Source organism: Bacillus sp. AFS040349 (genome assembly GCF_002577655.1).
GTDB lineage: Bacteria > Bacillota > Bacilli > Bacillales > Bacillaceae > Metabacillus.
The window spans coordinates 1-26,232 of sequence record NZ_NUMC01000133.1; the positions used below are offsets into that span (position 1 = coordinate 1).

The following is a 26,232-nucleotide window of genomic DNA, read 5'->3' on the forward strand; positions in this document are numbered from 1 at the left end:
CTGTAAGCAAACTCAATTTTTTTTGAGTTTGTCTACAGTCTGGCACGTTCATCTTATTTTGATGAACGTGTTTTTACGTATAATTATTGTCTTACTAACAATTTTTCATTTTCTAGTAATTTTGCTATCGCTTTTGTTAAACTATAACTCCCAGGTGCATCATGTCCCATCTCCCATATCATCATACCTCCAAATTCCTCATCTATAGCAAGCTTGGTCTTTTTCTCTATAGTAGGAATACCGTTATAATAATATGTTGTTCCATTTACTTGAGCTTTATCTTGATGAGCAAATTCAGGATTGTTGGCAATAATAGCATCAAAGGACATTTGTTTAATTGATGGATCTTCAGGTTGAGCATAATAAGGAACACCCAGTACCAGTTTTTCACGTGGTAATTTATAACTGTCAAAAAGTGCTCCCCAATAGTTCACAATGTTTTCTATAAATGAATAAGGAGCTAAATTCGCTGCATTGTACTCCCCGTCCCATTGGCCATCGTAAGCCATAATGTTAACATAATCTACATAGTTAAACATTTCGGGATGAAATACAACTGATTGAATTTCTGTACCTGCTACACTGTGTATTTTTGAGTAGACAGCGATTGTGAGCTGTTTCTTTTTTTGATGCAATTTATTGCTCAATTGCTTTGTAAATTCTAACAATTGGTCGGCATCTTCTTGTAAACGTGGATGCTCAAAATCGATGTCTATTCCATCTAATTGTTCTCTATCCACTATAGCTAGTAGTTCATTTATTAATTTAGTTCTAGAAGTTTCCGAAGAAATGGCCGTTTTAAAATAATCATACGATTCGCCGCCTTCAATATGGTACCAGCCACCAACAGCAAGCAACACCTTTGTATTATGATTATGTGCACGTTTTACTAACTTTTTTAAATTAGTTGGTTCCGTTCCTCCATTCAATAAAACACTTCCATCTTTAGTCGGATGAGCAAAGGAATAAACAACGTGCGTTAGTGAAGAAAAGTCAATTGTTTCTGGCTCTCTAAAATCTTGAACATAGCCTATTAATACTTTTGGTTTGGATTCCTGTATTTCCGGAATTTTTTTCGAAATCGGTTGTTTTGTAGATTTAGATAAATTCTCAGTTTGTTTAGACTGATCGTTAGTTAGCTTTTGATGTTCTATATTCGAGAAGAGAACGCCTGAAAAAAATCCTCCTGCAAACAAGATAACAGCCACTATCAGTAAAAGATATTGCTTTTTCAAGGGTATTCACTCCTTTTTTTGCAAACTCTTTTAAAATAGTAACAAATAACTCTTACAAGTAGCGATGGTAATTATAGCAAGTCGTTATTTAACAGATTAAAATTGTTTTTTCTTAGCTAATGGTTCGACAACAAGATCCATTATCTTTTTGAGCAAATTCCACCCCCACTTATGCGTCATAGGCAAATGTTTTTGATAAAAATATGTATATTCAATCTGTTGAGTGGAACCGCGTTTTCTTTTAAATTCTCCTGCCCCAGCACTACGATGCCCAATATAATGATTATTCATTATTTCTTTCGTAATAAGGAATGAAAGAACCCTGTATAACCCAGCATTTTTCTCCATCTTCATGTTATAGCCTAAAATCGGGGTTGTCAGCACCTTTCCTTGGATGAAGAATCCTATAGCACCGACAATTTGCTCACCTTTACAAACCACTTTAAAGGTTAATAACTTACTTTTATACGCATGACGTATGAACTCTGTTGTAAACTGAGGGTTATTAGTAGAATACTTTTGTATATATAATTCTGAATACAAACTCAAAATAACATCACAATCTTCTATACTTGCATCTCTAATTGTATACTGATGTTTTTTGATCAGTTTTTCGTCTTGATAGAGGTTTTTTAGTTGTTGTTTAGTTAGTTTTTGCTCAGGATAAAATAGGTAGATAGAGCGTGACATTAATCTATTATATCCAACTGTATCAAACGATTTCATCATTTTTTCATGTAGATCCCTTGTAATCGATCGAAACAAGATAGTGTGTTTAGGGAACTTCTTCACTAAAAATTCAGTAATTCTCTGTATTTGATTAAAAGACAGAGTTGATTCAAATAGATTTGTTGATAAAAACCAATTATTAACAATAACAACTTTGTTCATGTTGCTCTTTCGAAGAAACTGCCCCATCATATCGATAACAGGGCGAAGGATCACCTCAAGCCCCTTATTCTTTAGCTCCCATAACTCTTCTTTTGCATAACTAATATAATGAGTGTAAGGTGAAGCAACATATGAATCTTTATACTGTTTGTCAGTTACAGAAACCGGCAAAAGAAGGTCATCTACTTCTAACAAATAAATTTCCGAATGAACATTTTCAATAAAATGGGAAACCTCGTATTTTATTAAAGGCTCAAAGTAAGTTTTTAAAAACTGTCCGTTACGCTTAGAAAACCAATCGATTGTATGATAATTATCAGTATTATATAAATGAATCATTACTTTTTACCTTCATCATATTTTCAATTCGCTTTAACTTTTTGTCCGAAGTAACGATGTCATAGGGTGTGAAGTGAAACTGTGGAATTACTAATTGATAATGTTTCCACAATTTTTGCAACTCAGTTAAAACAAGGTCTTTAACTACTTCTTCATCACTTTCTACCTTCAACTTAATCTCTACTAAGTTGAACTCCCGCTGTATAACCTTATATTCTAAAATCTGATTTGATGAGATCATGATAGATTTTCTAATAAAATCTGGAAATAAACATGTTTCTTCATTTGTTAATAAATTTTTCCCATAAAAAAGATCATCAGAACGGCCATCTATCCGTTCTAATGCTAAAAAATGTGACCCGCAGGGACATGCAGTCTTTCTCTCTATTAATATGTCATTCAAACGATATCGAATAATCGGTTGTGTTTTCCTAGTAAAGTCTGAAATAATTGGTACAAATATTCCGAGTTCCTTGTTAATATACTCTTTTTGAACTGCGATTAAATCCTCATTCATATGAAGAATTCCAAATGCACATGTAGCAGCTAAAAATCCTTCAGTCGCTTGATATACTTGATGCAAAGTTTGTTGAAAAATGTGTTCTATATATGTTTTGTCAAGATCTTCTAGTACTTCTGCTACCGATATAATTTTTTCTGGAGAAATACTAATAATCATTTTATCCTTCCATGTGGCAATCATTCTTAACATCGAAGGAGGTGCAATAATAATCGAAGGTTTAAGCTGATTTAATCTTTCAATATGATTAGGAAAGGAATCTAACAGATCAAAGTAGTGAAAGCTGATTTTTCCGCTTTCTGTAGACTCATAAAGATTACTATTTGCCCTGAGAAAAAAGGCAACCTTATGTTCTCTGAAAATACTGCTTGGTAACATCTTTGCAAGAACCGTTCCGGCCCACATTGCCTCTTCCCTGCTGCTTACTAGAAATAGGCCTCGATTTCCGCTTGTTCCAGAAGAAAGACCTATTGAAACATTTCCTATTCTAGGTGAAAAATCCCTAGTTTCTTCCGCATCAAAAGCTAACTGAAAAGCTTTTTCTTTCTTAATTCCGACGGTATTTAACTCATTAAAAGAGTCCATCATATCAGATTTTGTGATGATAGGAAGGGATTTCCAGTTATGATGGTTCAGTTCATCTTGATAGAGTTCTTTATAAAACTTAGAATGCTTTAAAACAAATTTTATATGTTTTTTCATTTTTGTGTCATGAAAAGCAAGCAATTTTTCCTGAGAAGTAAAACTCCTACCATACTTTGTAAGAAAATACTGTTTGAGTAATAGTGATTTATTCATAAGTAATACCCTCTTTTGCAATCTCCCATGTTATTTGACAGTGTGTTGGCAATATTTCAATATGATGATTATGCTTAAATAAAAGATGTAACTTTTTAATATTCTGTTTATAAGCGTCAATATCTTCAATTAATAAATGGGCTATACGATGAGGGAAAATCATTTCTTCAAAAGCAGTACTTTGCCAAACAGCATCAGCACAAAGAAAGATTTTTTTCCCACTTCTCAGATTCACAAATATTCCAAGCTGACCCACTGCATGACCTGTTAAGTCAACAGCAATGATAGAATCATCTCGAAACACATCAAAACCTTCCATGAATGGATGATAACTTTCACTTAAAGTTAGTAAAGGGGCTTCATCAATAAAAGAAACTCTCTCTGTAAAATCTTGAGGCAGTAAATCAAGCAAACAGCCTTTTGTTAGAGCTCTCAGCTTGCTTAGTTTTTTGATGTGATTATATGCTTTTTTAAAAGTTAAAATTTTTGCGTTTGGGAAATCCTTTAATCCCCCAACATGATCTCCGTGGAAATGAGAAAGAATGATCATGTTAATGTCATTGTGATCTATGCCTTGTTTCTTTAATTGATTTTTAATAGATAGTTCTTCTGAAAAGAAAACAGGTGTTAAATTTGCGTAAATGGAATATGGAAATGCCCTAGTAGCTTCTAAAAAATAGGAAGCATATCCTGTGTCAAACAAGATATAGCCATGTGTTGGATGCTCTAATAAAGCAACTGTGGCTGGAAATTTTATTGGTTTTAATGATTGTTTTGGATTCACAATTTTTTCTGGATGTGTACAATACCCACAAGCAAAAATCTTTACCATATTAATGAACATTTGACTTCCACCAATCTACAAATTCCTTCGTGCCATCTTTAACAGAAACCGCCGGCTTATATCCTAATTCACTCTTTGCCTTTTCAATTGAAAGTGTTTGAGATTGAGATAAAACACTAACTGTATACCTCGTGAGTAGCGGCTCTTTTCCAAAAAGAAGAAGTTTCGAAACATACTCAAGTGATGTTGCTAAATGAAAAGCTTTTTTATATGAAATCTGTTTATAAGAAAAGGACCTGCCTAGTTGTTTCATTACTGTATCAATCATAGAATATAACTGAACTCTTTCACCATTTGTAATATTATATTTTTGCCCCAACGTTTCAGATCCAGAGTTCATACATAAAAGGATTGCATCTACAGCATTATCTATATAAGTCAAATCAATAACAACATCACCAGACCCGACTTTAGGGAACATCCCCTTTTCACAAACCTTGATAAGTCTTGGAAAAATAGCCTGATCACCAGGACCAAATAAAGCTCTAGGTCTTATTGTTATGGTTGGTAATCCTTCTATAAAAGCCTGGTCTACTTCTTTTTCTGCAAGAAATTTGGTTTTTGCGTAATGGTTAACGAATTTTTCTGGTAAACTATCATCTTCTTTCACATCTTTACGCTCGTCATAGTGAAAATATAAACTTGGTGTTGAAACATGAACCAAGCGACTCACATTCCACTTTTTACAGCCATCAATTACATTTTTTGTACCAATAACGTTCGCTTGATAAAAGTCGTTATACTTGCCCCATGGAGATGAAAGTGCTCCACAATGAATAACAAAATGTTGATTTTCACACAACATCATGATATCATCACGATTTTCCAAATGACATGCATTAAATTTAATCCCTGAATTCGAAAGAGAGTCCCCTACTAGTTGGTTTCGTCCTGTCCCTGTGACATTGTATCCAATCGAAGCAAGATGAAGCGCTACTTTTCTTCCTAAAAAACCAGTAGCTCCAGTTACTAGTACATTCAAATCGTTTCACCATCCCAACTTATATCTATGGTGGATTGTTCCATAAGAGAAACTTGATTTCTTCTGCTTTCCTTCCACATCTTATATAAACTAATTATTTGATAAAAGTAAGGCCCAAGGTCATTGCTTGTAAACGTAATGTCCTTATAGGAAAAAAATACTTCTAACAATCTCCTCAGTTGACGTAGACTTTTTACTTGTTTCCATCCATATAAAAACACGGCCAACTTTATCGCTTCTTTTTGATCCTTCCTAGGATAAAGAATTGATTTTGCATCTGTGAATAGATAAGCCAATTCCTTATCAAATAAATGGAGACCACTTGTCGCTCTAGGGTTACATTCTATCGGAAAGGCGACTCCATTTTCATGTATGATAAAGTCAAAAGATATCTGTCCTGAGAAATTAAGTTTCTCAACCACTTTACGTGCAAACCGTTCAATATCAGGTCTGTTTTCATGTTTGAATGAGAGAGTTGCACCTAAACCTGCTGTGAATTCACTTTTGTAAGTAGAATGAGCAAGTACTTTTCCATCTTTGGCAACGGTATATGAGCAATATTGCTTGCCATCAATTTTTTCTTGTACTAGCCAGCTTCCATCCTTTTTTATATGGTTAGATATTTGACCAACAGATTGTAGAAAAATTATAGATTCAGAGAATCTCGAATAGACCTTTTTTAAAAGAGCAGATTCGTCTTCGAATTGAACTAAATTTACATGATTAGATAGCAAAGCTGTCTTTGGCACTTCAAAGCCCAAGTCCTTTACAAGTTGAATAAACTCATATTTATTATGTAGAAGTTTTATTTTATCAAAGTCATCAACAAACACATTACAAAATGGGGTCAGCTTATCTTTATATCTAGAAATATAAAAAACTTCTTCAGATGTTGGAATGATCAATGTAATTTTTTGTTGCTCAATTATTTTGATTATGGACTTGAATCAATTTCATAATGTATCATTTGTTACCAAAAAACGTATGAGTTTTACCTTTATTAGTATTTTTATCCGTGTATTGTTTATTAACAAGTTCAGGATGAAGAAAAATGTTCGTTTTTTGATTTAAGAGTTATTATTATGAAATTAACTCACTTTATAAAACTTTTTGTATCTTTCTTTGGTGAAGGAGTTAAGATGAAATTTTTTATACTATTAGAAACCTTTGTTAATGGATATGAAATACAATCAGTTGCATAAACTTCGAACCCTGCCTCACTCATTAGCCGACACAAATGGAGCGCAACAGGTGCTCTGGCACCGGTTACTAAAACTCTTTTTCTAGTATTCAAGTAAAATACCTCCAATTGAAAGCCCTGCCGAAGTCCCTAACAGTAAAATAGTATCACCTCTTTTAATACGACCTTGAATTACCGCTTCATGAAGAGCAAAGGGAATGGATGCTGCAATCATGTTCCCATAACGATCAATAATGTTCATAAATCGTTCTTCTTTTACACCTAATTTTTTTCGAATAATCTTCATAGCAGATGCGCTTGCTTGATGAGGAATAACCATATTAATATCTGCAATCGTTAAACCAGTCCCTTTAAATAATCGATCCAAAAAATCTGGTAAAAGCTTATACGATAATTTAAAAATAGCTCTTCCGTCCATATCAAATAAAAACTCTTCGGCTGTTTGTTCACTATAAATACGTGGATGAAGCTTTGTTCCTCCACCTCTTATTTCTGATAAATGAGCTCCCTCACTATATGTTTCCATATGTGAGCTCAAAATTTTGGAAGTATTGTTAGCAGCTGATAAAACCACCGCTACTGCTCCATCACCAAATAATATACTACTCTCACGTTGTTTCCAATTTAGTCCAACGGAAGAAATTTCAGAAGAGACAATTAATACTTTTTCATATTTACCAGCATCTACAGCATATGACACCATATCGAGTGCAGACACAAAGCTTAAACAGGTTGAATTAACATCAAAACAAGGAATTCCAGAGCTTTGAAGTCCTAAATGCTTTTGTATTAATGAAGCATTACATGGAATAGCCTGCTCATTTGTCCCGCTTGCACTAATAATACAATCAATGTTTGATAGACAAAGACCAGCATTCTCAACCGCTTTATTAGCCGCCTTTGCCCCCATATATGTAGCAGTTTCATCACTTACAAAATAGCGTTGTTTAACCCCTGATTTTTTCTCTGACCAACCGGGCTCTGCGCCAATCATTTTATCAATTTCTGTTGACTCTATTACTCTTTTTGGTAAATACGAACCCATGCCAACTATTTTCACTTTACGGTTCATTATGGCTGCACCTCATTATTTAAAACTTACTTTTTGTATGAACTAGGAATAATATCTTATGTCATTTTACCTCTTTTCTTAAAAATGGAAAATATATGTTCGATAACATTAAGAAATATTTTTTTGAAAAACTAAAATAACCTTTAGCTTTTATCGGCTAAAGGTTATTTTCTAGCGTATATCAATAAATAGGTAAAGCTGATGATCAATGGGAAAAGAAAAAGTTCGGACACTCTCACTTGTTTCAATATCACTATATACATCAGATAAAATCCCTTTGTTCTCCTCATCCATCCTTATAAGATTTTCAATAAAAAAAGGACGCCAGCTCCAATTTCTCCCTTTTAAAGCAGGTAAGAGCATCCAATCTTCATTAACTCTCATTCCATTCGAAGTCATTTGATACCCATTTTTATCCGTTATATAGATTCTAAAACACTCTTCTTTTAGGTTCACAGCTATCTTATATAACCATTCATCTAAATTATGATCAATTGGTACAGACTGTGTTAAAGAGTTTAATTTTTCATTTAACAGATGAGATAACTGATAATCTAACTTATACTTCTTTCGTTCCAGTTCTATAAAATGATAGATATCTTTCTTAAATCGTTCTTTAAGGATGTTTTTTTCTATTAATATACCTTGAGGTTTTGAAAAGAAGTATCCTTGATAATACCTTGCATTTTTACTCCATGAATAGTAAAATTGATCACTATTCTCAATACCTTCGAACAATAACTCTGCCCCAATTTTTCTAGCTAGTAAAGATAACGAGTATAATACCCCATCATAAGATGTTGTTTGTTGGTTGCTTTTTAAAGCATGAATATCTACTTTTAATATGTCTGGCTCAAGCATTCCAATTCGATCTAAATTACTTGCTCCAACCCCAACATCATCAATTGCAATCTTTACACCTAAAGCTTTTATTTTTTGACATAGTGCGGCAACCATTAACATATCTCCATTAACATTATGTTCAGTTAATTCTATTACTATTTTTGAAAGCATAAGACCACGTTCACGAAAGGTTAAAAGCCTGGAAAGAAGACCTTCCCCATTATCAATCATCACATAATTTGCATTCACATTTAGAAACAGTAGAACATTTTCTTTATTATTAAGTATGATCTCCAACGCCTTTTCATGGATAAATGCATCCACCTCAAGACTAAATTCCATTGGTATCGTCGGGTCATGAAAAAAAGGACCTAAACTCACTATCCCATCATCTGTTTCGATTCTAGCCAAAACCTCATAACCGATAATTGTATGACTATCTGCACTGAAAATGGCTTGAAAATAGGGAATAACTTTATTTAAATTTGTCATAACTTCTAGTGTATTCATCTGTATCAGCTCCGATAAATTTAAAAACCATGTCACTAATTATAACACAAATTTGTCACATGTAGTACATATTTACGACACCTATACAAATAAAGCCAGTCACATACATTTGTATTGTATCTATAATTAATTCACCTTGATATAGCTGTTTTTTTCACCTTCCTCATCAATGATGAATTTTTATATATTGGATAAGAGATGGTTGTGAAAAGTAGAATCCCTCCAGATAGGATCAATGCAAGTAGGATATTGATTGAACCTGCAATAAAGCCCCCAAGAAGGGTTCCGGCTAATAAAAACAAATTGAAAATAGAATAAAAAATGGCCGTTCCTCTTCCTCTAATAGACTCAGGTAAATATTGTAGGAAGATCGAACTTGTCGGGACCATCAATAAAGCATTGGCTAAGCCGGTAATGAAACTCCATCCCCCTAGTATGTAGAAGACTGACTGACTAAACATTACATCTAATTTTATTATTCCATAAATACTGACAACACCTAGACCAAGTGTGCCAATTGCAATATATAGTAATTGGTAATGAACAATTTTTTTCATAGCATAAGAACCTACGATTGCCCCGATTACCGTTCCAAATGCAAATACCCCTTCTAAAATACCGAACTCTATATTAGATACTTGAAAATATTGAAGCAATACAGCTTTATAATTTGTTAAAAACATACCATAACCAATCAGAACCGGGAACAACAAAAGTATCATAAATAATAGAATTGGAGTTTTGATCATCTCCCTAACTCCAGTCCAAAGATTATTAAAAAATGAATTTGTGTTATATTCTTTTTTTTGACCTTTTAATATTTTCAAACTGAATATTAAACATGCAGAAATGATATAGGATGATGCATCAAGTACAAATACTAAACTAGGTGATTGAAAAGCTAATAATAAGCCAGCTAATACAGGTCCTACTAACTTAATAACAGCAAGCGTTGTTTGAAACAAAGCAATACCACTTGGTATACGATCTATTCCAACTATTATTGGTATTGAGGCCATTCTCGCTGGTTCAAAAAACGCTGTACCTATCCCTTGTAAACAAGTGAGACAAATCAAAACGAGTGGTTTATCAACGAATAGAATCATACCTAACACCATGATGCATCGATAAACATCCGAAAAAATCATCATTCTCCGACTAGAATATTTTTCTATTAAGGGTCCTATTAATGGTCCAATGATTACAGCAGGAAGTAATTGAGCCACAAAAACAAACCCGATTAACAAAGGGTTTTCCACAGTTGTACCAACTAGGTATAAAACAGTTGTTACCGTCATTGCATCCCCTAAAAATGACACAACAACTGACAACCAATACCTTAAATAGGTTTTATCTTTAAGTAGTTCAATCACACGCAAATCCCCCATTCACAATTATCTGTTATTATTAATTTAAACCTGAAACACAATAACTAAAAAGTGAAAAAACAAAAGAAGTATTGCACCTTTTATTAGGAGGATATATGAAACAGATTGAACACCTTTTAATCTTAAGAAATAAATTTGATAACTTTGACAATAACGAAGAAATTGCGATCACTCTTAAGGAAGTTGCTGAAATACTTTCAATTTCCGAAAGAAATGCAAATTACTTAATAAAAAAATTAAGTATAGATCATAAATTAATATGGGTTTCTGGTAGAGGTCGTGGAAAAAAATCAACACTCCTTTTCTTACAAGGATTCATTGAATCAGCAGAAGAATATGTAGCTAAAATGGTTTCAGAAGAAAAGATAATCGATGTTGTAAATTTTATTAATGCCTCTTATTTGAACGAAGAAGGACGGAAGAGTTTATATACCATCTTATCAATAAAGCTTGGTCCCAAAATAGAGAAATCAAAAGACGATTTCACAAACGTTATAAAGATATTATTATCACAAGAAATTACTACATTAACACCTATGGATGTTCTTCTGTACTCAGAGGCTCATTTAGTAAAGGAAATATATAGCACACTTGTTACCTATGATCATCGTGAACAAAAATTAAGTCCTGGCTTAGCATATACATGGAGTTATGATAACAATGAAAAAAAATGGACTTTTTACTTAAGAAAATCTGTTATGTTCCACCGGGGCGAAATACTTACAGCTTCTGATGTGAAATTTACATTCGAGTACCTGCTTACGGTTGGTAAACATACAAGTATCGCTCCCCTACTCGATGACTTATTAAAGGTAGAGATACATAATGAACACACTATATCCTTCTACTTGAAGGAGGAAAACCTGTTTTTCCCAAGGGTGTTAACTTCCTTTCACTGTTCGGTTCTTCACCATTCATATAAAAAACATAACCTTCCAAACGGAACAGGCCCTTTTAAAGTGATGGAGCATTCCAAACATTTTATTCGTCTAGTAGCCTTTGATTCTTATTTTCGAGAAAGACCATTAATTGATTCGATTGATATTTGGATGCAAAAAAGCAACGATGCTCCTAATAATGCTTCAACACTGGAGATAGGTGAAAACCAACAAAAGTCTGTTATCCACAAACAAAAATTAGAAGGAAGTCGTTTTCTATTATTTAATCAGACAAAAAACGGCTATCAATCTAATAGTTACTTCCGTTTGTGTATAAAACATCTCATTAATCCAAGTCATTTAGTGAATGAGCTAAATGGAAACCGACGTATACCAGCAACAAGTTTTCTAACATCATATAGTAAAAAAGTTAACAGTGATTCACAGCATTTGGACATTGCTGAAAATTTTTTACAAAAAAGTCATTATGCTGGTGAGATTATTAAGCTTTATTATTTTAACCTTAATGAAGGGTATGAAAGTGCATGCTGGATCCAAAAAGAAGCAAAAAAGATTGGGTTGAACATTTCCCTTACGCCGATTTCGTATGACAACCATGAGACAATATCTAATTCCGATTTCGTTTTGCTATCAGTTATATTGGATCGTGATGTTGAGGTTGGATTATATACACTCTTCAAAAGTGATCATTCGTTTATTAGAAATTTCTTTAATAATGAATCAAAAAAGATTATTGATACGAAGCTTGCTTTGATGAAATTAAAAAATAACAAAAATGAAAGAATATCTTATTTCTTACAAATTGAAGAAATTCTAATGAAAGATCATACTATTCATTTTCTTTATCACGCAACAAATACACTGCATTACCATTCATCTTTAAAAGGTGTATCTTTTGACTCTTACGGATTAACTAACTTTCATTCCATTTGGATAGATCCTCTGGAGTTATAAATTTAGGTAGTTTGAAATTGAAACAATACAAAAACATCTTTCGTTGTATATGTGAAGAATCAAAACAAAGGGAGATGGTTTATTTGCATAAATGGAAAAGCCTAACTGCAACAATCGTAACAGCATCAGCTTTATTTTTAGGGATACCTTCTACTGGAGTGAATGCCCAGGAAAGTTTAAATTATGAAATTTTTGAACTTTCCTCGATTCTAAAAGAAGGATCAAAAGGAGAAGATGTAAAAATTATGCAACGGGCTTTAAATAAAGCAATAGGCGCAGAATTATCTGAAGATGGTATTTTTGGACCAAATACAACAAGAGCCGTACTTGCCTTTCAAAAAGCAAAAAATAAGTTAAAAGCCGATGGAATATATGGACCAAATACACATGCTGCTCTGTCAAAAGAGGTTAATTCATTTGGATTTGATGAAAAAAATCTAAAGCTGGGTAGTAAGGGTGAAGCGGTTAAAACCCTACAAAAAGGTTTAAAAGATATGAGTTATAACGTTGTCATTGACGGTATCTACGGCCATCAAACGAAAGAAGCTGTCATTCAGTTTCAAAAACGATTTCCAGAGCTTATTAATGACGGAGTTTTTGGACCTAATACAAAAGCGGTTATGGAAAAAGTTTTAAATGAATAGTTTTTCAGTTATAGTTGCTTGACTTAACGAAACGAAACCTCCGTAAAAATACGGAGGTTTCTTGTCATCTTTACGCCTACAAGTTATTAAATACCTTATCAAAACCTGCTTTTGAACGTTTTAAAATATCTTCTATTGATTGTGTGGCTTGTTTAGAGGTTAAAACTTCTTGAGCTATAGGTCCATTATAACCCGTTTTCTTTAAACTCTTAAGAAATAATTCTAAATCAATAATGCCCTCACCAGTGTACAATCTTTCATTATCCTTTAGTTCTTCAACAGGTAAATTTGCAGCATCATTTATATGAACATGAACGATTTGACTTTCATTTAAATTGGCAATATCTTCACTTGATAAACCTGTTGTATGCCAGTGATATGAATCTAATAATAAGCCTACATTCGGTAGACCTATCGCATCAATTAGACTTAATGTTTCCTCTTGTGTCCATATAAATGGGTTTTTCCATGTATCTCTTAAATGATGTGGACCAACGTATTCTAATCCAAGACGGATATCATAAGCATTTAAAATTTCTGCACAAATTCTTAAACGATTAACAGCTAGGCTCATTAAGTGCGCAGACTTTAAGTCTGTTGATGGCAATATATATGTGCAGCAACGTGAACAGCCAAGTTCTTTTGCTGCTTGCGCCTCCAAAATAAGATTAGGTAAGCTGCTTGAAAACTCTTCATCAGATTTTCTCCACTCAACCGAAAGCCCAATTGAACCAAATACAACATCGTTTTCACTTAGTATTTGTTTTGCATACTCCAAACCAAATGAATCAATAAAACTATTTGCATCTAAATCAACAGATTGAAATCCATATTCAGCCGCTAATTCAATGAATTGCTTATCATCCTTCAGATTCCCTAACCCAGCTTTCGTTAATCCCCTTAACATGAAAGTCAACTCCTTGTTATATTCCCCAATACAGAGGAGTACCGTAAAAGTTAGATATTCCAATCCAGGACTACTTCACGTCCTGTTTTTGATGATTCATAAATGGCATCAAGAATAAGATTGTTAGTTAACCCTGTCATTGCTGATGTGATAGGTTGATTCCCATTACGAACACATTCAACAAAATGTCTACTTAATTGAACACGATCTTCTTCTTCATTTGCTTCTGGAGAAAGCTCAATATCAATTGGGCGGTCGAATTGTTCTGTAAGAATTTTGGCACTATTGCCACCTAACGATGCTCCTCCTTCAGAGCCCATTAAATGAATAAACGGTTCATTGCTTGTGTCCATGTTTACTGCCCAACTAACTTCTAGAGTTAGCGTTGATCCGTCTTCCATTTTAATCAATGCTGTTGCTAAATCTTCAACATCATATTGACCTTCCCAGTTTGGAGTCCCCCAATTACCAATTCCTTTTTTCTTTGGACCAAATTCAGCATATGTTGAACCGAAAACGGATACTGGCTTTGGATTTCCCATTAAATATAAAGCTAAATCCAGCATATGAACACCGATGTCAATTAACGGACCTCCCCCCGCTTCTGATTTTGTCGTAAACCAGCTTCCCCAGCCGGGAATTCCCTTACGGCGGAACCATCCTGTTTTTGCATGATAAATTCTTCCTAAAGCACCTTTTTCAGCTTGTTCCTTTACTTGCTGAATATTCCACTGCCAACGCATCTGGTGACCTACCATTACAACCTTACCTGATTCACGTTGTGCTCTCACAATATCTTTAGCTGCTTCACTGTTAATGCCCATAGGTTTTTCAACTAGCACATGTTTTCCCGCTTTTAAAGCCTGAATTGCAAGTGGTGCATGCCATTTGTTAGGGACACCGATTATAACAGCATCTATATCTGAATCATGGATTAATTCCTCAGCACTACTAAACACTTGCTTTACCCCGAATTCTTTTGCTCTTTGTTCAGCTAATGGAAGATAAGCATCAGTTATACCTTGAAGCACCACATCTTCACTTAATTTTGAAAATGTTGTTAAATGAACACTTCCTATAGCACCCGCACCAATTATTCCAAGTCGAATCATTTGTGTTTGCATCGAATTACCTCCATTTTATGTAATAAATTATATCTACCTTAGAAGATTTCTATAATAAATCAATAACAGCGTTTACAATTATGATAAAATAAAAGATAAAAAAATACTGATCAATTTTTCATCTATTTATCTCAATTCTTCTGATAGGAGGAAACGTTACTATGACAAATTACCCGATGTATTTATCTGAGTACCCTAATATGAATACAACATTTCCATTCCACCTATCAATAAACAATATTCACACAAGTTTTCCATCTCACCGACACGACTATCTTGAGTTTTCTTTAGTGATTGAGGGAGAAGGTTTTGAAATCATTAATGGAAAAAAGCATCGCATGCAACCCGGTACATTTACATTTATTTTACCCTATCAAATTCATGAAATTATATCAGCCAAAAACACTTCACTCATTTTATTTAATTGTGTTTTTGATTTAAGAGTCTTACATGATCTGGATTTACAAAGCTTATTATCAGATACAGATCAATTGTCAATTGAACCTTATATCGCATTAGGTGTTGAAGACTTTATACATATAAAAAAAATGCTTCATGACATGCTTATTGAATATAAAGATAATAAACCATATAAACATATTTTATTAAAGGCAAAGTTGGCTGAGGTCATTGTTTTATTTGAACGTATTCGCAAGAGAAATCATTCAGTTACACTCAAGAACTCAAACTCAACAAAGAAAAAGGTAATATGGGATGTTGTCCACTATATCCATCTTCAATATCATGAAGATATTAGCCTATCAAGTCTTTCTAAGAAATTTCACGTCAGTATTCCCTATTTAAGCGAGTTATTTAAAGAACAACTTGGTCAAAATTTTGTTCATTTTTTACATGAAGTACGAATTCGCCACGCATGTAGTTTATTAACATCCACTACTATTCCAGTTACTGATATCGCATTAGAAGTAGGTTATCGAAGTTTTCAAACCTTCTCTCGTGTATTCAGAGAACAAAAAAAACTTACTCCTACAGCTTATAGAAAATCTCAAGCTTCTCTAAGGCAAGAATTAAATGTCCATAAAAATGAAAACTCACCTCTTGCATAGCAAGCAAAAGGAACTCAATATCTTTTTTCTGACCTGATGCAATAGGAAAAGAGCATACCAAGTAAGTATGCTCTTCTCCTATTATCTATTCGATAATGCATCCTTTAAATAATTAATGCTTATTTCGATACTTTCTAATGGAGAACGTTTACATTTATCTTGCTCAATAACCATCCATTGAACCTGAGCCTGCTCAATGTTATCTAAAATACCCTTGATGTTTACTCCACCTGTTCCTAACTCAGCAAATGCTTTCTCATCGTCTGTTGTCATATCTTTTAAATGAATTAACGGCATACGACCTTTATACTTATTCATCCAATCAACAGGATCTTGCCCTGCTAATGTTAACCAATAAACATCTAGTTCAGCTTTAACAAATTCTGGGCTCGTTTCATCATAAAGTCTTTCAAGATGAGAACGGTCATCGCTTTTTTCTAATTCAAAATCATGATTATGATAGCTTAACGAAATTCCCTCTTGAAGACTTCTCTCTCCAGCTTTGTTTAAAAACTTAGCAAGTTGATCATATTCAGACCGTCTTTCCTCAACAAGGTAAGGGCATACAATATTTTTACAATTAAGTTTTTTTAAATACTCTAATTCAGCCTCAAGATTTTCTTCCATTCTTTCAAGTGAAACATGACTACTAACTGCTACTAAACCAAGTCGGTCAAGTGTGCTTTTTAAATCTTCAGCATCTTTTCCATAATAACCTGCTAATTCAACACCATCAAAGCCGAGTTCAGCTACTTTTTCTAAAGTACCATAGAAATCTTTTTCACATTCTTCTCTTAAAGTAAATAATTGTACTGCTATTGAATTGTTCATCTCGTTCTCCCTCTCTTAACATAGTCTCTTTGTTATCATACACCAAAATAAACCTAATTTCACATTCAAATACATTTTGGGGAATTTTTCTCTCTACATATTTAAAAGCTTGTACTGTTCCTATTTCATTTCCATTATGTTACATAACCCATCTAAATATAGTATTTTTTATATGAAAAGTTTATGGTAACCTTCCCTTTTTTATTTGTGATATTGCCTACATGTTTTTAAACCCTAATGAGAACTATAGTTATGTACTAAATTAAATGGAGGGATAAAAGAATGCAAAATCAAATGAATCAACAAGTAATGATGCAGCAATCTCCTAATATGCAACCTAAAATGAATCATGGTGGACATGAAATGTTTGAATCACAAGAAGTAATTTCAGGAATGATTGGTATGTTGGATCAATATCTAATGTACAGCCAATTTATAAAGGATCAAGAACTAAAGAATATTCTTCAACGTCAATATTCCTTTATTAGTGACTGTTATAACATCATGGTTGAATCCTTTTCAACAGGTAATAAACCTTCGCATTCTACAGAGGTCTTTAATATGCAACAAAGTAATGATGTTTTTTATGGTCTAAAGCCTTCTCAACCCCAAAAACCTGTTCAGTCTATAAACGAATTAGGAGACCAATGTGTATCCTCATTTATGCTTGGTCAATGTAAATCAATGGCTGGCTTATTAAGCATGTCAGCTTGTGAAATTACAAACCCTGTTTTACGTCGAGTTGCAGCTGACAGTGTACCAAACTTTATTGAAATGGCTTATGAAATTTTCTTATATCAAAATAAAAATCACTATTATCAAGTTCCACAACTTCAACAACAAGATATGAATCAAATGCTAGGTGCGTATACGACTACACAGAATACGCAAATGAGTCAGCAAAATAATAATATGATGATGCAGTAAGTAAGAATTTGTAGTCTTATCATTCCCCCCTACTATTTCCTGTTTACAGAAAATAGTACTTATGATATTTTATTAAATAGTTCCTTCCGAATCATTCGCGCTTGTTGCGGGACACTTAACCAATGTACGGATCGGAAGGGACTAGAGCGGCAAACATTTTGTTTGCTGCTTTCTTTTTGTCATCAAAATAGTGCCAAACTACATATTATCTGCTATTATTATAAGTATAGAGAACAATCTATAAAATGAATTCTAAATTGGTGTTTTTTCAGGAGGAACAAGTATGTCGGGTACATATGAATTTGTTTATTTACCAACCGATGTTGGAACGATTCGTATTGATATTTTTTATAAACATTCCATGTTTCATGTTCAAGCTGAACTAAATGATTTAATGACCTCTTCTTATGACCGTAAAAAAGTAGAAGCTGTGAAAAAATCATTACTCCTCTTAGCAAAAGAACATCATGCATTTGGGCATCATGAATAGAAAAATATAAGATGCTTTCTTTTTCAAACATTAATATGCTTATAAAATTAATCGATATAACTGGTAGTTATACATCTAATTTCAGGTGTTCTAGCTGCCTATTTTTATGGATTTGACTAACAAGGGGTGATTAAGAATGATGTTAGAAGGTTGGTTTCTTTGGTTCATATTATTTTGGGTTGTTTTTCTAGTTTCAATGTTAGCCATTGGTGGTTTTTTTATGTTTCGAAAATTTTTACAAAGACTACCTAAAGAAGATGGTAAATCAGATCTTGATTGGCAGGATTACTATTTAGAAAAAACCCGACATTTATGGAATGAAGAAGAAAAAATTCTATTAGAAGAGTTAGTAGAACCCGTTCCAGAACTATTCCGTGATGTAGCCCGGGCAAAAATAGCAGGCAGGATTGGGCAACTCGCTTTAAAAGAAAACGCAAAAAAGATTACCTTAGATTTAATAATACGTGGTTATATATTAGCTACCCCTAAACGGGATCATAAGTTTCTTATGAAAAGATTGAAAGAAAAACAAATAGATTATTCCCCTTATAAAGCTTTGTTTTAAAACAAAAACCCGAAATCATATGATTTTCGGGTTTTTCGTTGTGCTTTATTCAAGATTATGTACGAATATTTGTAGAAGCATTATGTTGTTTATGGATCTTTTGAAAAGACCGGTACATTGCGATTCTCCAAGGAACAATCATTCCAAAAGCAAGGATCCAAAACATACCACTTAACTCTCCAACATCAATAGAATTACTTAAATATGACTTCATAATAATTCGAATAATGAGTAAACCAATTAAAATAAAGGCAAATGCTTTCGAACGCTTTAAGTATATTTCATTATCCCTAATTTCAAATTTAGAAGTCTTAATTAAAAAAATAGAAAAAAACATTCCAACAAAAAGAGCTTCAAAGAATTCAGCTGCTGTTACCCTAAACAAGGGATGAAGAAACATTAAAGCACCAGTACTCATAAAAAGCGGAGGTAATATAATTTTTTTGGCTGTAGCCGGCTTTTTGGCAGACTTCATTCGAATAAATAAAACAATTACTGCCATGACTACAGCAATAATAGAAGAAGCAATAGTTATCAAAAATATCAATCCTTTACTAGACCGCTGCTAGTTTTAGTATATACGAAATTCATCTATATAAATAGATGATCTTACATTTTTCACTCTTGATCTTAGAAATTCCATTCTCCACGGTTGAAAAATAAAAACCATTTAAGAATAACTTAAATGGTTTTTGTCTCATTATCCCAGTACCCTTCCGACTGCTTCAAGTACACGATTTTCATCAAAAGGTTTTACAATAAAGTCCTTTGCTCCTGCTTCTATAGCTTCAACGACCATTTTTTGCTGCCCCATCGCTGAACACATAATAATTTTTGCATCGGGATATTTTTCCTTAATCTCCTTAAGGGCTTGTATACCATTTTTTTCTGGCATTGTAATATCAAGGGTAACTAGATCAGGTTGTTCTTTTTCAAAAAGAGTCACTGCCTCTAATCCATTTTCCCCCTCACCAACAACCTCATGGTTAGCCTTTATAAGTATATTAGATAAAGTCATTCTCATAAACTTGGCATCATCAACAATTAATATTCTAGCCATGCCTAGTTCCTCCTCAAACATGATAAAGAAAGCTTGAAAACTTTCTTATTTGAAGGCGATTGACAGTTGACTTAATTGTGGACTTTTTTCCTTTAGCCTACAATGCAATATCAGTCACACTACTTCCATTATATCAAATTTCACAACATAATATAGTTAAAATGACAATTTATTAAAATTCATTTAAGCGATATTAAAAACCTGTAAAACCACCAAAAATTCGTGTTAAAAAGATAATGATAGAGGTCATGATATCAAAGAATAATAATATTCCCATTACAATCATGATATATCCTCCTATCTTCATTATTTTCACATTATGTTTTTTGATCCATCCTAGTTTTCCAATAAAGAAAGAAAGAACTAAGAAAGGTACAGCAAACCCTAATATATAGGCAATCATATAAATCATAGCTGAACCAGGATTTGTTGCTCCGAGCCAAATAACAGCCGATAAAATAGGCCCTGTACATGGTGTCCAGCCAGCAGCAAAAGCCATTCCAATTAGGAATGTACCCACAAATCCAGCTGGTCTATTCTTAAATTCAAAGCGGTGCTCTTTCATTAAAAATTCAGGTTTAAAGACACCTACAATTATTAATCCAAACACTATAATTAAAATAGCCCCGATTTGACGGATAAAATCTTGATAATTTTGAAAAACCTCGCCTATAAAAGATGTTCCAAATCCAAGCGCAATAAATATTGAAGAAAAACCTATTAAGAAAAAAATTGTATGTAATAAACTTCTCTTTTGTAACAATGCATTTTCTGTTTTTAGCTCTCCTACCGAAACACCTGTAATATAAGATAAAAAAGCTGGGTAAAGCGGCAGACAACATGGTGAAATAAAAGACAGGAATCCTGCTCCAAATGCTAAAAATATATTTACATCAGCCATACTATTCCTCCTAAAAAGAACGTCTTCTCTATTCTAGCAAATGTTTCTTTCTAATATATGTATCAATCTGTGACATTTTTATGTCAATTGTATAACATCTGCCATTTTTTTCTTTTCATTCCACCTATTAACCCTTTATAATATACTCATTGTTATTTTCTATCACAAGAAAAAAATGATATACTTTATGTATTCCAATTTTTTGACAGAAAGGACAAGTTCTCGTGTCTAAACAAGAAATGCTACAACTGATTGAAAAGAAACGAGCTGAGCTTATTGACATTGTCCTAAAGTACGGGCTTAATTCAACCATATCTATAAAATATAGCCAGGAGCTAGATACTTTATTAACTCAATACATTAAAGAGGATTTACCACGTAAAAATCAAGTTTATTCCTAAGAAATGATGAAGCACGCTACTAGGCGTGCTTTAGCTTTATATAGAGAATACTAATTTACATTTTATAAACAACATAAAAACCACTCTTCCATATTGTTTATCAAGAAAAGTGGTTTCTAGTATGTTCGATGTAAGATAAAAGGAGATAAGAGTATAATCTAATCGAAAAATTTTAATTAGATCTATTATCTTTATCTATCTCAACAAGTGGCAAATCCATATAATAATGGACTGGTTACTTTTGCAACTTATTCATCTGTGACATCATTTGATTGATTTTCTTTTGGGATAGTTTTTTCCCATTTGCATCAAAACGTTGATATATAAATTATAATATGTCCGACCATTTTTCCGATAGGAAAAACATACCATAAAATTATTCAATCTGTCCATATATAAGGGGCAGGTTCAAAATAAGCTGCCTTTCTTCTATAGGATTATTCCCCTTTTTTTACTTCAACAAATTTGTCCCTAAGATAATCATTTGATTTTCATAAATAAATTTATCTATTATATAGAAAAAAGCCGAGTGAGTGAAAAGTCTTTTATTTTTCCTTATTTGCTTTTCCAAGAATTATCTGTTATTCTATATAAGAATTATTTTTGTTCGGTATGTAAGGAAAGAAAAAGTTTTTTAAAACTTTCGCCTTTGATATCTAATTGAGCAACTATAGTAATAAATTGTGGATTGAATCCACACAGGAGGCAACAATTATGCAACAAGGTACAGTAAAATGGTTTAACGCAGAAAAAGGTTTCGGTTTCATCGAAGTTGAAGGTGGAGACGATGTATTCGTACATTTCTCAGCTATCCAAGGCGAAGGATTTAAATCTTTAGATGAAGGCCAAAAGGTTACTTTTGACACAGAACAAGGTCAACGTGGTCTTCAAGCTACTAACGTAAACAAAGCATAATGATTAAAGGACTCTATATTAGAGTCCTTTTTTATTTTTCTCTATTTTTTTAGACAATAAAAAACCCCCACTCTAAAATGAATGGGGGGAGGCAAACATACTAAAAGGTATTTCAATGGTTAACTAAGGATAGCATACAATTTGAATAATACCTAATAAAATTAAAAATAGTTTAGAAATAGATATTTAAATCCGAAGATCCGCCCACCTCAAACTAATTTAAGTAAAGAATAAATTATGTAATGTAGAGCTTATTACAACCACTCCACAAATGATGGAATACGTAATTTACCTTGCTTAGTTAGGTTACGATATTTGATGCGGCACTAATAGGTTCAATAATCTTAAATTTATCATTTTCTGAGTTTGTTTTATACATAGAATACAACTCTTTACGTGCTTCAGGTGGCATAAATTCCATTATTCCAGCAGGTCTCCTATCTAGGAATGATAACAGTACACCAAACTCACCTTTACGTATACCTGTAATGTAGACATCATCATATTGAAAGTTTATTACTTTGAGCCAATTGTATGAACGTTTGTTAATTTCATAGGGACTATCAGAACGCTTCATAACAATTCCTTCAAGGTGATTTTGTTTAACAAGGTCAAAGTAAGCATTAGCGTTACCTGGAAGCCACTGTACTACATGGATATGAGGATGAGTAGGAATTACATTATACTGAATAGCTACCTCGGTTGTAATACCATCTTTTTCTCCCTCAATATAAACCGGCTCATCATGAATAACCTCGCGCGTACGGTTTAAATGCTCTACATACGACTTAATTCCGCCCTCATAGTAGTATTCATTTTTTTGCAGCAGTTCTTTACGTTCTAATAATGGAAGGTGAGCGTCTTTTTAATCATTATATTGAATGATGTCAAACACACAATATTATATCTCATACGGCGCTTACCTGGATCTAAAACGTTCCATTGTGGCCTCAAAGTCAGGTTTACCCTGTTCATCAGAAACGACTATTTCACCGTCTATAACAGTACCATTAGGTAAATCTATATTGATTAATTCAGGATAAATCGCTGTGACTTCATTATTTATCAAGGTCTAAATTATATAAATACTTAAAGTAGAGTAAGAAACTGATTTCGAGGGGATAGCTTACGCTATCTCTTTTACTTTCAGTTTCTCCTCATCAAACCGTACGTGAGGTTTTCCCTCATACGGCTTTCCGACGTTCTTCTTTCTTTGGCTTTACGGTTTCTAACGAGCCAATTTCACTAAAATATGTTCAACTTCTTTACTTACGTCCTTTAAGTTTCCATGTTTCTTACGATTATTTCTCTTCTTGTTGTAAAACTACAAATGCTAAATTAAGAATGTACAAAAGTGATCGTTTAAGTATGTACAGTTTGGATCATTAAGTTGCATAATATTCTGGGGTGAATATTATGCATATGTCATTAAACATAAATACAGATATCGAAATTAATAGTCTTTCAGACTTACCAAAATTAAAAATGTTAATGGAGAGCTTGAAGATGAAAATCAATAAGAGTAAATTGGCTCGTGATATGGGAGTTGATCGGAGGACGATTGATAAATACCTTAACGGTTACGAGCCTAAAAGTATCCGAAATCGGTTATCAAAGATAGATGACTATTATGAAATTATAGACTTATTACTTTCAGTAGAATCTAAGCAAAAATTTTATTACAAACGAGTGTTATGGCAATACCTAAAAGATAATCATGGTTTAAGATGTAGTCAGTCTAATTTCAGAAAATACATTTCGAGTAAAGTGGAATTTCAAAGTTATTTTGACTCTGGAAAACGAAAGAATTTAAAAAGAGAAGTGATTCGATTTGAAACGCCTCCAGCAGAACAAGCTCAGTTAGATTGGAAGGAAAATATTCAATATATCACAAAAGATGGAGAGATATTGTATGTAAATGTTTGTGTGCTTTTACTTAGCTATTCTAGATTCCGCACATTTAACCTATCTATCTCAAAATCTCAAAGCATATTATTAGCATTCCTTACGGAAAGTTTTGAAGTTTTTGGAGGAGTACCTAAAACGATATTGACAGACAATATGAAAACTGTCATGGACGAACCTCGTACAGAATATCAACAAGGAACAGTGAATGAACGATTTTATCAATTCGCCAGTGATATGGGGTTTGAAGTAAAGCCTTGTATAGCTGGGAGACCAAGAACAAAGGCCAAAGTAGAAGCTCCGATGAAACTAATTGATGAAATTCATGCATATCAAGGAAAGTTTGATTATGAGGAGCTTCATCAGTTTGTACAACAGCTATGTGATCGAATCAATAATAGTTATCACCAAGGAACGGGAAAAATACCAATACTAGCATTAAAAAAAGAAAGAAACCTCTTATCGCCACTACCACATGACCGAATAAGAGATTTCTATAAAATTGATCACATACTTGCGAAGGTGAACACATCAAATATGATCACATTCAAGTCCAACCAGTATTCAGTCCCACCTGGACACATTGGACAAACCCTAAGTTTACAAGTATATGACAACCATATATTTATGTATTATAACACGGAATTGATTGCCCAACACCCTATTAGCCAATTGAAAATCAATTATAAGCATGAGCATTATGTTGAGACCTTGGCAAGAGGACTACCGTCTTCAACAAACATTGAAGAGCTGGCTAGAAAAAATTTAGAGGCCATTAATGAGGTGTATAAAAATGAATAGCAGTTATAACAAACTTGTACAGAACTTAGAGTATTTAAAGTTAAAACAGATGTTGATACATCTAGATGAAACGATTGATTTTATGAATAACAATCAATTGTCTTTTACAGATACTTTAATTAAACTAACTGATTATGAAATTGATATGAAAGAAGTTAACATGGTGAAATCAATGGTTAAGGTGGGAGCATTTCCACATTTTAAGGAAATAAAAGACTTTGATTTTGACTTTCAACCATCCATTAATAAGCAGCAAATATTAGACTTCACCACCTTACGGTTTATTGAGCAAAAAGAAAACATTGTATTCTTAGGAACAAGTGGAGTTGGAAAAACACATTTAGCAACATCCATCGGGATAGCAGCTGCCAAGAAAAGAACAAGTACGTATTTCATCAAGTGTAATGATCTGATCATGAATTTGAAAAAGGCTAAACTAGAAAACAGACTAGAAACTAGATTAAAACATTTTGCGAAATATAAACTACTAATTATTGATGAGATCGGTTATTTACCTATTGATGCAGAAGATGCGAAGTTGTTTTTTCAATTGATTGATCTGAGGTATGAACAGAAAAGTACCATTTTAACAACAAACGCTAGCTTTAGAACTTGGGGTGACATATTCCAGGATCCCAAAATTGCCAATGCCATATTAGACCGTGTTCTCCACCATGCCACCGTAGTTAATATTATCGGAGATTCATATCGTCTAAAGGATCATTTTGATAAAGATAATAATAAACAAGGAGAAAGATAATATGAGTGAGTTAGTTCTAACTAAGACAATAAACTTCTTTCGTTCATATGGTTTAAAGTGTGAAGATAAATTAGTTGAAGAATGGCTGAACGCAACCTCCATCACAAAAGATTTCAACGATCAAGTTTGTGAGGATGACCTTTATGAGTTTAATGACTGGTGTAGCCTGAAAGGTACAGCATATGAAGAAGGAATAGTTGATCAAACAAAAATCGCAAGATTATTAGAAGAAGTGAATGGATTGAAAAGTGAAATAGCATTGTTAAAAAAAGACAAAGAAGAACTAGAAGATAGACTAGGGGTTACTCCTTTTTAACTCCTAAAATTACTCCCCCAGCCAAGTATAGTGATAGGTTGGGGGAAAATAAAGAGGCATAAAAATCAAAATTGTACATTCTAAAATGATCAAAAATGTACATAGTATCATTGACATTTATATAAAACAAAGTGAGACGTTC

Annotated in this window: 28 protein-coding genes and 1 pseudogene; 11 read left to right on the forward strand and 18 right to left on the reverse strand. The window is 33.1% G+C overall.

The genetic code is table 11. The features are described 5' to 3' along the window. Positions 1-83: 83 nt before the first annotated feature. The 10 genes from COD11_RS22600 to COD11_RS22645 all read right to left on the reverse strand — a co-directional run bounded on the left by COD11_RS22600 (position 84) and on the right by COD11_RS22645 (position 10,608). Positions 84-1,235 carry a glycosyl hydrolase family 18 protein gene (locus COD11_RS22600; RefSeq protein ID WP_098799165.1) on the reverse strand — a complete coding sequence of 384 codons (1,152 nt, stop codon included), beginning with the start codon at positions 1,233-1,235 and terminating at the stop codon, positions 84-86. Between the two features lie 96 nt (positions 1,236-1,331). Then, positions 1,332-2,465 carry a GNAT family protein gene (locus COD11_RS22605; protein WP_098799166.1) on the reverse strand — a complete coding sequence of 378 codons (1,134 nt, stop codon included), beginning with the start codon at positions 2,463-2,465 and terminating at the stop codon, positions 1,332-1,334. Beyond that, positions 2,449-3,783: a F390 synthetase-related protein gene (locus tag COD11_RS22610; RefSeq protein WP_098799167.1), complete on the reverse strand. Its 1,335-nt coding sequence runs from the start codon at positions 3,781-3,783 to the stop codon at positions 2,449-2,451. The genes COD11_RS22605 and COD11_RS22610 overlap by 17 nt, the downstream gene beginning before the upstream one ends. Further along, positions 3,776-4,627 (reverse strand): MBL fold metallo-hydrolase, encoded by an 852-nt coding sequence (locus tag COD11_RS22615; protein WP_098799168.1) that lies wholly within the window; start codon positions 4,625-4,627, stop codon positions 3,776-3,778. Before COD11_RS22615 ends, COD11_RS22610 begins: the two co-directional genes overlap by 8 nt. Next, complete coding sequence (locus COD11_RS22620; protein ID WP_098799169.1) at positions 4,617-5,609, reverse strand: NAD-dependent epimerase/dehydratase family protein; 993 nt, start codon at positions 5,607-5,609, stop codon at positions 4,617-4,619. The genes COD11_RS22615 and COD11_RS22620 overlap by 11 nt, the downstream gene beginning before the upstream one ends. Continuing rightward, on the reverse strand, positions 5,606-6,514 hold the full coding sequence (locus COD11_RS22625) for an ATP-grasp domain-containing protein (RefSeq protein WP_176551208.1): 909 nt from the start codon (positions 6,512-6,514) through the stop codon (positions 5,606-5,608). Before COD11_RS22625 ends, COD11_RS22620 begins: the two co-directional genes overlap by 4 nt. Positions 6,515-6,702: 188 nt before the next feature. Then, positions 6,703-6,903, reverse strand: coding sequence for a hypothetical protein (locus COD11_RS22630; RefSeq protein ID WP_098799171.1), 201 nt, complete (start codon positions 6,901-6,903; stop codon positions 6,703-6,705). Next, the gene (locus COD11_RS22635) at positions 6,893-7,882 is read right to left on the reverse strand and encodes a beta-ketoacyl-ACP synthase III (protein WP_098799172.1); all 990 of its coding nucleotides are present in this window, start codon (positions 7,880-7,882) and stop codon (positions 6,893-6,895) included. Before COD11_RS22635 ends, COD11_RS22630 begins: the two co-directional genes overlap by 11 nt. 171 nt (positions 7,883-8,053) lie before the next feature. Beyond that, on the reverse strand, positions 8,054-9,235 hold the full coding sequence (locus COD11_RS22640; protein ID WP_098799173.1) for an EAL domain-containing protein: 1,182 nt from the start codon (positions 9,233-9,235) through the stop codon (positions 8,054-8,056). A 131-nt stretch (positions 9,236-9,366) separates the two neighbouring features. Further along, a complete protein-coding gene (locus tag COD11_RS22645) occupies positions 9,367-10,608 on the reverse strand; it encodes an MFS transporter (protein WP_176551209.1) in 1,242 nt (413 codons plus the stop codon). Between the two features lie 110 nt (positions 10,609-10,718). On the opposite strand from COD11_RS22645, the gene COD11_RS22650 reads away from it, so the two are divergent. Further along, the gene (locus COD11_RS22650; RefSeq protein WP_098799175.1) at positions 10,719-12,476 is read left to right on the forward strand and encodes an ABC transporter substrate-binding protein; all 1,758 of its coding nucleotides are present in this window, start codon (positions 10,719-10,721) and stop codon (positions 12,474-12,476) included. An 83-nt stretch (positions 12,477-12,559) separates the two neighbouring features. Continuing rightward, on the forward strand, positions 12,560-13,120 hold the full coding sequence (locus tag COD11_RS22655; protein WP_176551210.1) for a peptidoglycan-binding domain-containing protein: 561 nt from the start codon (positions 12,560-12,562) through the stop codon (positions 13,118-13,120). A 76-nt stretch (positions 13,121-13,196) separates the two neighbouring features. Here the strand turns inward: COD11_RS22655 and COD11_RS22660 are convergent, their stop codons facing one another. Together COD11_RS22660 and COD11_RS22665 are read right to left on the reverse strand one after the other, a co-directional pair. After that, positions 13,197-14,027, reverse strand: a complete 831-nt coding sequence (locus tag COD11_RS22660; protein ID WP_098799177.1) for a sugar phosphate isomerase/epimerase family protein — start codon at positions 14,025-14,027, stop codon at positions 13,197-13,199. A 50-nt stretch (positions 14,028-14,077) separates the two neighbouring features. After that, positions 14,078-15,151: a Gfo/Idh/MocA family protein gene (locus COD11_RS22665; RefSeq protein ID WP_098799178.1), complete on the reverse strand. Its 1,074-nt coding sequence runs from the start codon at positions 15,149-15,151 to the stop codon at positions 14,078-14,080. 161 nt (positions 15,152-15,312) lie between these two features. On the opposite strand from COD11_RS22665, the gene COD11_RS22670 reads away from it, so the two are divergent. Further along, entirely contained in the window at positions 15,313-16,218 is a 906-nt protein-coding gene (locus tag COD11_RS22670; RefSeq protein WP_098799179.1) for an AraC family transcriptional regulator, read from the forward strand. An 81-nt stretch (positions 16,219-16,299) separates the two neighbouring features. Here the strand turns inward: COD11_RS22670 and COD11_RS22675 are convergent, their stop codons facing one another. Further along, entirely contained in the window at positions 16,300-17,049 is a 750-nt protein-coding gene (locus COD11_RS22675) for a sugar phosphate isomerase/epimerase family protein (protein ID WP_098799180.1), read from the reverse strand. A gap of 282 nt (positions 17,050-17,331) precedes the next feature. On the opposite strand from COD11_RS22675, the gene COD11_RS22680 reads away from it, so the two are divergent. From COD11_RS22680 to COD11_RS22690, 3 genes are all read left to right on the forward strand, one after another. After that, positions 17,332-17,976, forward strand: a complete 645-nt coding sequence (locus COD11_RS22680; protein WP_098799181.1) for a spore coat protein — start codon at positions 17,332-17,334, stop codon at positions 17,974-17,976. A gap of 283 nt (positions 17,977-18,259) precedes the next feature. After that, positions 18,260-18,466: a hypothetical protein gene (locus tag COD11_RS22685; RefSeq protein ID WP_098799182.1), complete on the forward strand. Its 207-nt coding sequence runs from the start codon at positions 18,260-18,262 to the stop codon at positions 18,464-18,466. Between the two features lie 139 nt (positions 18,467-18,605). Then, complete coding sequence (locus tag COD11_RS22690; protein ID WP_098799191.1) at positions 18,606-19,031, forward strand: DUF2621 family protein; 426 nt, start codon at positions 18,606-18,608, stop codon at positions 19,029-19,031. Positions 19,032-19,086: 55 nt separating this feature from the next. Here COD11_RS22690 and COD11_RS22695 read toward each other — a convergent pair whose 3' ends face one another. The 3 genes from COD11_RS22695 to COD11_RS22705 all read right to left on the reverse strand — a co-directional run bounded on the left by COD11_RS22695 (position 19,087) and on the right by COD11_RS22705 (position 20,992). Continuing rightward, positions 19,087-19,566 (reverse strand): CcdC family protein, encoded by a 480-nt coding sequence (locus tag COD11_RS22695; RefSeq protein ID WP_442920037.1) that lies wholly within the window; start codon positions 19,564-19,566, stop codon positions 19,087-19,089. Between the two features lie 165 nt (positions 19,567-19,731). Beyond that, entirely contained in the window at positions 19,732-20,091 is a 360-nt protein-coding gene (locus COD11_RS22700) for a response regulator (RefSeq protein WP_098799184.1), read from the reverse strand. A 193-nt stretch (positions 20,092-20,284) separates the two neighbouring features. Continuing rightward, entirely contained in the window at positions 20,285-20,992 is a 708-nt protein-coding gene (locus COD11_RS22705; protein WP_098799185.1) for a cytochrome c biogenesis protein CcdA, read from the reverse strand. Between the two features lie 224 nt (positions 20,993-21,216). On the opposite strand from COD11_RS22705, the gene COD11_RS22710 reads away from it, so the two are divergent. Both COD11_RS22710 and COD11_RS22715 read left to right on the forward strand, forming a co-directional pair. Continuing rightward, entirely contained in the window at positions 21,217-21,393 is a 177-nt protein-coding gene (locus COD11_RS22710) for an aspartyl-phosphate phosphatase Spo0E family protein (protein ID WP_098799186.1), read from the forward strand. A gap of 714 nt (positions 21,394-22,107) precedes the next feature. Further along, positions 22,108-22,308 (forward strand): cold-shock protein, encoded by a 201-nt coding sequence (locus COD11_RS22715; protein WP_026560151.1) that lies wholly within the window; start codon positions 22,108-22,110, stop codon positions 22,306-22,308. Positions 22,309-22,609: 301 nt separating this feature from the next. Here COD11_RS22715 and COD11_RS22720 read toward each other — a convergent pair whose 3' ends face one another. Together COD11_RS22720 and COD11_RS27750 are read right to left on the reverse strand one after the other, a co-directional pair. Beyond that, a complete protein-coding gene (locus COD11_RS22720; RefSeq protein WP_369689297.1) occupies positions 22,610-22,999 on the reverse strand; it encodes an ATP-dependent DNA ligase in 390 nt (129 codons plus the stop codon). Next, a pseudogene (locus tag COD11_RS27750) lies at positions 22,988-23,131 on the reverse strand (DNA-cytosine methyltransferase); the annotation flags it as partial. The pseudogene COD11_RS27750 and the gene COD11_RS22720, both read right to left, overlap by 12 nt. A gap of 593 nt (positions 23,132-23,724) precedes the next feature. Here COD11_RS27750 and istA point away from each other — a divergent pair. From istA to COD11_RS22740, 3 genes are read left to right on the forward strand one after another with little or no spacing between them, the layout of a single operon-like run. Further along, the gene (istA, locus tag COD11_RS22730; RefSeq protein WP_098799188.1) at positions 23,725-25,014 is read left to right on the forward strand and encodes an IS21 family transposase; all 1,290 of its coding nucleotides are present in this window, start codon (positions 23,725-23,727) and stop codon (positions 25,012-25,014) included. Beyond that, positions 25,007-25,774, forward strand: coding sequence for an IS21-like element helper ATPase IstB (istB, locus tag COD11_RS22735; protein ID WP_098799189.1), 768 nt, complete (start codon positions 25,007-25,009; stop codon positions 25,772-25,774). Before istA ends, istB begins: the two co-directional genes overlap by 8 nt. Position 25,775: 1 nt before the next feature. Continuing rightward, positions 25,776-26,090, forward strand: a complete 315-nt coding sequence (locus tag COD11_RS22740) for a hypothetical protein (RefSeq protein WP_098799190.1) — start codon at positions 25,776-25,778, stop codon at positions 26,088-26,090. The last annotated feature ends 142 nt before the right edge of the window (positions 26,091-26,232 follow it).

What these genes read in the sequence shown, in the direction of transcription:
- COD11_RS22605 (WP_098799166.1), bottom strand. Translation starts at nt 2,465, where the DNA reads ATGATTCATTTATATAATACTGATAATTATCATACAATCGATTGGTTT.
- COD11_RS22610 (WP_098799167.1), bottom strand. Translation starts at nt 3,783, where the DNA reads ATGAATAAATCACTATTACTCAAACAGTATTTTCTTACAAAGTATGGT.
- COD11_RS22615 (WP_098799168.1), bottom strand. Translation starts at nt 4,627, where the DNA reads ATGTTCATTAATATGGTAAAGATTTTTGCTTGTGGGTATTGTACACAT.
- COD11_RS22635 (WP_098799172.1), bottom strand. Translation starts at nt 7,882, where the DNA reads ATGAACCGTAAAGTGAAAATAGTTGGCATGGGTTCGTATTTACCAAAA.
- COD11_RS22640 (WP_098799173.1), bottom strand. Translation starts at nt 9,235, where the DNA reads ATGAATACACTAGAAGTTATGACAAATTTAAATAAAGTTATTCCCTAT.
- COD11_RS22650 (WP_098799175.1), top strand. Translation starts at nt 10,719, where the DNA reads ATGAAACAGATTGAACACCTTTTAATCTTAAGAAATAAATTTGATAAC.
- COD11_RS22660 (WP_098799177.1), bottom strand. Translation starts at nt 14,027, where the DNA reads ATGTTAAGGGGATTAACGAAAGCTGGGTTAGGGAATCTGAAGGATGAT.
- COD11_RS22665 (WP_098799178.1), bottom strand. Translation starts at nt 15,151, where the DNA reads ATGCAAACACAAATGATTCGACTTGGAATAATTGGTGCGGGTGCTATA.
- COD11_RS22670 (WP_098799179.1), top strand. Translation starts at nt 15,313, where the DNA reads ATGACAAATTACCCGATGTATTTATCTGAGTACCCTAATATGAATACA.
- COD11_RS22675 (WP_098799180.1), bottom strand. Translation starts at nt 17,049, where the DNA reads ATGAACAATTCAATAGCAGTACAATTATTTACTTTAAGAGAAGAATGT.
- COD11_RS22680 (WP_098799181.1), top strand. Translation starts at nt 17,332, where the DNA reads ATGCAAAATCAAATGAATCAACAAGTAATGATGCAGCAATCTCCTAAT.
- COD11_RS22685 (WP_098799182.1), top strand. Translation starts at nt 18,260, where the DNA reads ATGTCGGGTACATATGAATTTGTTTATTTACCAACCGATGTTGGAACG.
- COD11_RS22690 (WP_098799191.1), top strand. Translation starts at nt 18,606, where the DNA reads ATGTTAGAAGGTTGGTTTCTTTGGTTCATATTATTTTGGGTTGTTTTT.
- COD11_RS22700 (WP_098799184.1), bottom strand. Translation starts at nt 20,091, where the DNA reads ATGGCTAGAATATTAATTGTTGATGATGCCAAGTTTATGAGAATGACT.
- COD11_RS22705 (WP_098799185.1), bottom strand. Translation starts at nt 20,992, where the DNA reads ATGGCTGATGTAAATATATTTTTAGCATTTGGAGCAGGATTCCTGTCT.
- COD11_RS22715 (WP_026560151.1), top strand. Translation starts at nt 22,108, where the DNA reads ATGCAACAAGGTACAGTAAAATGGTTTAACGCAGAAAAAGGTTTCGGT.
- istA (WP_098799188.1), top strand. Translation starts at nt 23,725, where the DNA reads ATGCATATGTCATTAAACATAAATACAGATATCGAAATTAATAGTCTT.
- istB (WP_098799189.1), top strand. Translation starts at nt 25,007, where the DNA reads ATGAATAGCAGTTATAACAAACTTGTACAGAACTTAGAGTATTTAAAG.
- COD11_RS22740 (WP_098799190.1), top strand. Translation starts at nt 25,776, where the DNA reads ATGAGTGAGTTAGTTCTAACTAAGACAATAAACTTCTTTCGTTCATAT.